The organism is Pseudomonas sp. p99-361 (genome assembly GCF_003935475.1).
Lineage (GTDB): Bacteria > Pseudomonadota > Gammaproteobacteria > Pseudomonadales > Pseudomonadaceae > Aquipseudomonas > Aquipseudomonas juntendi.
The window spans coordinates 20,551-27,370 of record NZ_RHQO01000061.1 but is presented as its reverse complement, the minus strand read 5'-3'; the positions used below and the strand labels follow the sequence as shown (position 1 = coordinate 27,370).

Below are 6,820 nucleotides of genomic sequence, written 5' to 3'. Positions count from 1 at the left end.
CGCGCGGGCGGCGCTCAATCTCACAGGCACTGAAGATGCAGCGGCTACCCTTGCCAGGAACCATAGAATCTCCCACATGATCTCCACAGTTCTCAGCTAATGTGAGGCACCTGTGGGAGCTGGCTTGCCGGCGATTGGGCTGCAAAGCAGCCCCGTGCGGTCTCTCAGGAGAGCAATTCTTTCAGCAGCCCACTGTTGCGTTGCCGTTGCTTCCTCAACACCAGGCGGTTGGCGCGGAACACTGCTTTCAAGTCTTCCAGCGCTGCATTGAAATCATCATTGATGATCACGTAGTCGTACTCGTCGTAGTGCACCATCTCGCTGACCGCTTCTTTCATGCGCCCATCGATGATCTCTTCGCTGTCCTGCCCGCGCCCGTCCAGGCGCTGGCGCAGCGCCTGCTGGCTCGGTGGCAGGATGAATACCGACAACGCATCGGGCATCACCCGGCGAACCTGCTGGGCGCCTTGCCAGTCGATTTCCAGAATCAGGTCATAGCCCTCGTCCAGGGTTTGCTGCAGTGCACTGCGCGACGTGCCGTAGAAATTGCCGAACACTTCGGCATGCTCCAGGAAGTCACCCTGTGCGATCAGCGCCTTGAATTCCTCGTGCACGACGAAGTGGTAGTTCACCCCGTGCTGCTCGCCCGGGCGCATGGCGCGGGTGGTGTGCGAGACCGAGACGCGGATCTGCCGGTCTTCCTTGATCAGGGCGTTGACCAGGCTGGTCTTGCCGGCGCCGGAAGGGGCCGAGACGATGTAGAGGGTGCCGCTGTTGTGGTTCATGGTTGGGGTGGCCTTACTCGATGTTCTGTACTTGTTCACGCATCTGTTCGATCAATACCTTCAGGTTGACCGCCGCCTGCGTGCTGCGTGGGTCGAAGGCCTTGGAGCCAAGGGTGTTGGCCTCGCGGTTGAGCTCCTGCATCAGGAAGTCCAGGCGCCGGCCGGCGGCGCCGCCCCCCTTGAGCACACGGCGTACTTCGGTAACGTGGGTGCTGAGGCGGTCGAGTTCCTCGGCCACGTCGCTTTTCTGGGCCAGCAGCACCATTTCCTGCTCGAGGCGCTGTGGGTCGAGCTCTGCCTGCATGTCGCCGAAGCGGTCGAGAATTTTCTGCCGCTGCGCCGCGAGCATCTGCGGCACCAGTGCGCGCAGCGTCGTGACTTCACCGGCCATGCTGTCCAGGCGCTCGTTGATCAGGCGCGCCAGTTCCTGGCCTTCGCGCTGGCGCCCGGCCTTGAGTTCGGCCAGGGCTTCGTCGAACAGCGCCATGGCTTCGGCGTTGAGTGCCTGCGGGTCACTGGTATCGGCTACCAGCACGCCGGGCCACGACAGCACTTCCAGCGGGTTGAGCGGGGCTGGCTGCCTGATCAGCCCGGCCACTTCTTCGGCGGCGGCGACCAGTTGTGCGGCGCGCTCGCGGTCGACCTTCAGCGGCTTGCCGGTGCTGTCTTCATTCAGGCGCAAGGTGCATTCCACCTTGCCCCGTGACAGCCCTTGGCGCAGGCCTTCACGCACGCCGCCTTCGAGGTCGCGCAGGGCCTCGGGCAGGCGCAGGTGCGGCTCCAGGTAACGGTGGTTGACCGAACGCAGCTCCCAGACCAGGGTGCCTTGGCTGCCGGCGCGCTCGACACGCGCAAAAGCGGTCATGCTATGCACCATGGGGAGTACCTCGCTTGGATAAGTGAACGGCGCAGGATTGTAGCGCAGTGGGGGCGTGGCGCCCAATCGGCCTATGTTACCGGTAGGTGGTGGTCGGGGTAGGAAAAGGCGACGGGCCGTCTGCGCGCGACAATAGGCATGTCCTCACCGGGCTTGCGGCTCTATAATGCTCGCCAGATTCAAAGTCCCAGTACAGGTATCCCAGATGAAACGTCCAAGTGGTCGCGCCGCCGATCAGCTCCGCTCGATCCGCATCACCCGCAACTACACCAAGCACGCCGAAGGGTCGGTACTGGTCGAGTTCGGTGACACCAAGGTCATCTGCACGGTCAGCGTGGAAAACGGTGTACCGCGCTTCCTCAAAGGCCAGGGCCAGGGTTGGCTGACCGCCGAGTACGGCATGTTGCCGCGTTCCACCGGTGAGCGTAACCAGCGTGAAGCCAGCCGCGGCAAACAGGGTGGCCGCACCCTGGAAATCCAGCGCCTTATCGGGCGCTCTCTGCGTGCCGCACTGGACATGAGCAAGCTGGGCGACATCACCCTGTACGTCGACTGCGACGTGATCCAGGCCGATGGCGGCACCCGTACCGCGTCCATCACCGGTGCCATGGTTGCCCTGTGCGACGCCCTGGCAGTAATCAAGAAGCGCGGTGGCCTCAAGGGCGGTAACCCGCTCAAGCACATGATCGCTGCCGTTTCGGTCGGCATGTACCAGGGCGAAGCGGTGCTCGACCTGGACTACCTGGAAGATTCCGCTGCCGAAACCGACCTGAACGTGGTCATGACCAGCGCGGGCGGCTTCATCGAAGTGCAGGGCACTGCCGAAGGCGCGCCGTTCCAGCCGGAAGATTTCAACGCCATGCTCGCCCTGGCGCAGAAAGGCATGACCGAAATCTTCGAGCTGCAGCAGGCGGCGCTGGCCGATTGAGACCAGCCGGAGAGGTGCAGATGTTCTGCCACCTCTCCGCGCTGCTGGGCCCGCTGATCTGGCGGCCGATCAAATAGATTTTCTGTGGCCCCGTTCGCGGGCACGCCCGCTCCCACAGCGATCGCGGCGCTTTCACTGGTAGCGCCGTACCTGTGGGAGCGGGCGTGCCCGCGAACGGGGCTGCAAAGCAGCCCCAATGGCTTTAGATGGTCAGCGTCCAGTCATAGTCGACAATCAGCGGCGCATGCTGCGAGAAGCGCGGTTGGCGCGGCAGGCGGGCGTTGCGCACGAAGCGGCGCAGACCCGGGGTGAGGATCTGGTAGTCGAACCGGTAGCCCAGGTTGAGCATCTCGGCCTGCTCGTTGTCCGGCCACCAGCTGTACTGGTCGCCTTCACGGCTGACTTCGCGCAGGGCGTCGACGTAACCCATCTCGCCCGTGATCGCATCCATCCACGCACGCTCCGGCGCCAGGAAGCCAGGCGACTGCTGGCTGTCGCGCCAGTTCTTGATGTCGAGCTTCTGCTGCGCCACGTAGAACGAGCCGCAATAGATGTACTCGCGGCGCTTGCGGCGCTGCTTGTCCAGGTACTTGGCGAAGTCGTCCATCAACTTGAATTTCTGGTTCAAGTCTTCGTCGCCGTTCATGCCCGAAGGCAGTAGCAGGCTGGCAATACTGACTTTGTCGAAATCTGCTTGCAGGTAACGCCCGTAGCGGTCGGCTGTCTCGAAGCCCAGGCCGGTGATGACTGCCTTGGGCTGCATGCGCGAATAAAGGGCCACACCACCTTGGGCTGGCACCTCCGCGTCGCAGGCATAAAGGAAATAGCCATCGAGCTGGAAAGCTGGGTCATCGAGTTCAAAGGCCGAGGCGCGGGTATCCTGAAGGCAGATGACGTCGGCATTCTGGGCTTGAAGCCAGCTGAGCAAACCACGCTCGGCCGCAGCCTGAATGCCATTAACGTTCACACTGATGATCCGCATAAATGGCCCCATAAATCTCGTGCGTGTATGATACCCGAGCTCAACCCATTTAGCTAAATCCGTGGTGTCCGGGACTATTCATGCAGCCGTATCAGCGCGACTTTATCCGTTTTGCCATCGATCGCGGGGTACTGCGTTTCGGTGAATTCACCCTGAAATCGGGGCGTACCAGCCCGTATTTCTTCAATGCCGGCCTGTTCAACACCGGTTCCGCCCTGGCTGAACTGGGCCGCTGCTATGCCGCCGCCATCGTCGACAGCAAGATCCCGTTCGATGTGCTGTTCGGCCCTGCATACAAAGGCATTCCGCTGGCGGCGACCACTGCCGTCTCGCTGGCTGACCAGCACCAGCGCGATGTGCCATGGTGCTTCAACCGCAAGGAAGCCAAGGACCACGGCGAAGGCGGCAGCCTGGTTGGCGCACCGCTGGCCGGTGATGTACTGATCATCGACGATGTGATCACCGCCGGCACTGCCATCCGTGAGGTCATGCAGATCATCAACGCCCAGCAGGCCAAGGCCGCCGGCGTGCTGATCGCGCTGAACCGCGAAGAACGTGGCAATGGCGAGCTGTCGGCTATCCAGGAAGTGGAGCGTGACTTCGGCATTCCAGTGGTCAGCATCGTTTCGCTGACCCAGGTGCTGGAGTTCCTGGCTGACGACCCACAGCTCAAGCAGCACCTGCCGGCTGTCGAAGCTTACCGGGCGCAGTACGGGATCTGATCCTGGCCTGGAAATGAAAAAGGCGATCTTCTTGTGAAGGTCGCCTTTTTTGTGCCGCCTGTTTTGGCCTATTCGCGGGCACGCCCGCGAAGGGGCCGGTACAGGCTAACCGATCACTCAGCGCGGCTTGCGGTTGGTGATCAGGGTGCCCACGCCGCTGTCGGTGAAGATCTCCAGCAGCACCGCATTCGGCACGCGGCCGTCGATGATGTGCGAGCTGTTAACGCCGCCCTGCACTGCATCCAGCGCACACTTGATCTTCGGCAGCATGCCGCCGTAGATGGTGCCATCGGCGATCAGCTCGTTGACTTGCTCGGTGGTCAGGCCGGTCAGGACCTGGCCCTGTTTGTCCATCAGGCCCGCAATGTTGGTCAGCAGCATCAGCTTCTCGGCCTTCAGCGCTTCGGCTACCTTGCCGGCCACGAGGTCGGCGTTGATGTTGTAGGACTCACCGTTGACACCCACGCCGATTGGCGCGATGACCGGGATGAAGTCGCCCTTGACCAGCATGTTCAACAGGTCGGTGTTCACGCTCACCACTTCGCCCACGTGACCGATGTCGATGATTTCCGGAGTGGTCATCTCGGGGGTCTGGCGGCTGACGGTCAGCTTGCGCGCGCGGATCAGCTCCGCGTCCTTGCCGGTCAGGCCGATGGCGCTGCCGCCATGGCGGTTGATCAGGTTGACGATGTCCTTGTTGACCTGGCCGCCCAGCACCATTTCCACCACGTCCATGGTCGCCGAATCGGTCACACGCATGCCGTCGATGAAGTGGCTTTCGATCGACAGGCGCTTGAGCAGGTCGCCGATTTGCGGGCCACCCCCGTGCACGACCACCGGGTTGATACCCACCGCCTTCATCAGCACGATGTCACGGGCGAAGCCGGTCTTGAGCTCCTCGCTCTCCATCGCGTTGCCGCCGTACTTGATCACCAGGGTCTTGCCGACAAAGCGGCGGATGTAGGGCAGCGCTTCGGACAAAACCTCGGCTACATGGGAAGCGGCATCGCGATCGAGGGTCATGCAGGGCTCCTGTGAGGAACAGATAATCGGTCAGAACGGCAGTTGCAGCTCAGGATCAACCCGCAGCAACTGGGTACGGAAAACATCCTTGATACGTTGCAATTCGGCGTCACTGTCGGCCTCGAAGCGCAGTACCAGCACCGGTGTGGTGTTGGAGGCGCGAACCAGGCCCCAGCCATGGGCATAGTCGACCCGCACACCGTCGATGGTGGTCAGGTTGGCTTCGCCCCAGTCGGCGTCGCGTTGCAGTGCATCAATGATGCTGAATTTACCCTCGTCGGTCACATCAATATTGATTTCCGGCGTGGAAATATCGTTCGGGAAGGCGGCAAACAGGTTTTCGGCGCTCTGTTCGGCCTTGCTGAGGATCTCCAGCAGGCGCGCGGCACTGTAGATACCGTCGTCGAAACCGTACCAGCGTTCCTTGATGAAGATGTGACCACTCATCTCGCCCGCCAGCAGCGAACCGGTCTGTTTCATCTTCTTCTTGATCAACGAATGGCCGGTTTTCCACATCAGCGCCCGGCCACCGTGTTGTTCGATCAGCGGGGTCAGGCGCCGGGTGCACTTGACGTCGAAGATGATCTCGGCGCCCGGGTTGCGTGCCAGTACGTCCTGGGCGAACAGCATCAGCAGGCGGTCGGGGTAGACGATGCTGCCGGTGTTGGTCACGACGCCGACGCGGTCGCCGTCACCATCGAAGGCCAGGCCGATGTCGGCGCCGGTCTGCTTGACCTTGGCGATCAGGTCTTCAAGGTTTTCCGGCTTGCCTGGGTCCGGGTGGTGGTTAGGGAAGTTACCGTCCACCTCGCAGAACAGCGGGATCACCTCACAGCCCAGGGCTTCGATCAACTGGGGGGCAATCACTCCGGCGGCGCCATTGCCGCAATCCACCACGACCTTGAGCTTCCTGGCCAGCTTCACGTCGCCGACGATCTGCTGGAAGTAGCGGTCGAGGATCTCGACTTTTTCCACACGCCCTGCAGCCAGGGTCAGGTCGTTGGTTTTCAGGCGGGTCAGCAAGGCCTGGATCTGTTCATTGGCCAGGGTGTCGCCGGCGATGACGATCTTGAAGCCGTTGTAGTCGGACGGGTTGTGGCTACCGGTCAGCATCACGCCCGACTTGCCGGCCAATACGTTGGCCGCGTAGTACAGGGCCGGGGTCGGCACCAGGCCGACGTCGCTGACCTGGCAACCGGCATCGACCAGGCCCTTGATCAGTTGCTCCACCAGCATTGGCCCGGACAGGCGGCCATCGCGGCCTACCGAGACTTGCGGTTCGCCCTGGGCCAGGCTTTGCGCACCGATGGCGCGGCCAATCCAGTAGGCGGTTTCGGCGTGCAAGGTCTTGCCGACCACGCCGCGAATGTCATACGCGCGGAAAATGCTGTCTGGCAATGTGGCGGGGACCAGGTGGGCCATGTCGTTCATCTCTGGAAGCTCCATTAATCAAAGGCTTTCTGGGCAGGCGCAAATTGAACGCTTGGACGGTGGTTTCACCAG

Annotated in this window: 6 protein-coding genes and 1 pseudogene; 2 read left to right on the top strand and 5 right to left on the bottom strand. The window is 62.2% G+C overall.

Going from position 1 to position 6,820, the window contains the following annotated elements; translation table 11 throughout:
• Positions 1-164 precede the first annotated feature (164 nt).
• Entirely contained in the window at positions 165-785 is a 621-nt protein-coding gene (gene gmk, locus EGJ22_RS20800) for a guanylate kinase (RefSeq protein ID WP_029885727.1), read from the bottom strand.
• A gap of 13 nt (positions 786-798) precedes the next feature.
• Positions 799-1,662: a YicC/YloC family endoribonuclease gene (locus tag EGJ22_RS20795; protein WP_009681990.1), complete on the bottom strand. Its 864-nt coding sequence runs from the start codon at positions 1,660-1,662 to the stop codon at positions 799-801.
• Between the two features lie 205 nt (positions 1,663-1,867).
• On the opposite strand from EGJ22_RS20795, the gene rph reads away from it, so the two are divergent.
• On the top strand, positions 1,868-2,590 hold the full coding sequence (rph, locus tag EGJ22_RS20790) for a ribonuclease PH (protein WP_009681991.1): 723 nt from the start codon (positions 1,868-1,870) through the stop codon (positions 2,588-2,590).
• A 202-nt stretch (positions 2,591-2,792) separates the two neighbouring features.
• Here rph and EGJ22_RS20785 read toward each other — a convergent pair whose 3' ends face one another.
• A complete protein-coding gene (locus EGJ22_RS20785; RefSeq protein WP_003253401.1) occupies positions 2,793-3,572 on the bottom strand; it encodes an exodeoxyribonuclease III in 780 nt (259 codons plus the stop codon).
• An 80-nt stretch (positions 3,573-3,652) separates the two neighbouring features.
• On the opposite strand from EGJ22_RS20785, the gene pyrE reads away from it, so the two are divergent.
• Entirely contained in the window at positions 3,653-4,294 is a 642-nt protein-coding gene (gene pyrE / locus EGJ22_RS20780) for an orotate phosphoribosyltransferase (protein ID WP_009681992.1), read from the top strand.
• 117 nt (positions 4,295-4,411) lie between these two features.
• Here pyrE and argB read toward each other — a convergent pair whose 3' ends face one another.
• Together argB and EGJ22_RS20770 are read right to left on the bottom strand one after the other, a co-directional pair.
• Positions 4,412-5,317: an acetylglutamate kinase gene (argB, locus tag EGJ22_RS20775; RefSeq protein WP_009681993.1), complete on the bottom strand. Its 906-nt coding sequence runs from the start codon at positions 5,315-5,317 to the stop codon at positions 4,412-4,414.
• Positions 5,318-5,347: 30 nt separating this feature from the next.
• Positions 5,348-6,721: pseudogene (locus EGJ22_RS20770) on the bottom strand (phosphomannomutase/phosphoglucomutase); the annotation flags it as partial.
• Between the last annotated feature and the right edge of the window lie 99 nt (positions 6,722-6,820).

Excerpts from the sequence above, each read along its gene's own strand:
- gmk (WP_029885727.1), bottom strand. The coding sequence starts at position 785 with ATGAACCACAACAGCGGCACCCTCTACATCGTCTCGGCCCCTTCCGGC.
- EGJ22_RS20795 (WP_009681990.1), bottom strand. The coding sequence starts at position 1,662 with ATGGTGCATAGCATGACCGCTTTTGCGCGTGTCGAGCGCGCCGGCAGC.
- rph (WP_009681991.1), top strand. The coding sequence starts at position 1,868 with ATGAAACGTCCAAGTGGTCGCGCCGCCGATCAGCTCCGCTCGATCCGC.
- EGJ22_RS20785 (WP_003253401.1), bottom strand. The coding sequence starts at position 3,572 with ATGCGGATCATCAGTGTGAACGTTAATGGCATTCAGGCTGCGGCCGAG.
- pyrE (WP_009681992.1), top strand. The coding sequence starts at position 3,653 with ATGCAGCCGTATCAGCGCGACTTTATCCGTTTTGCCATCGATCGCGGG.
- argB (WP_009681993.1), bottom strand. The coding sequence starts at position 5,317 with ATGACCCTCGATCGCGATGCCGCTTCCCATGTAGCCGAGGTTTTGTCC.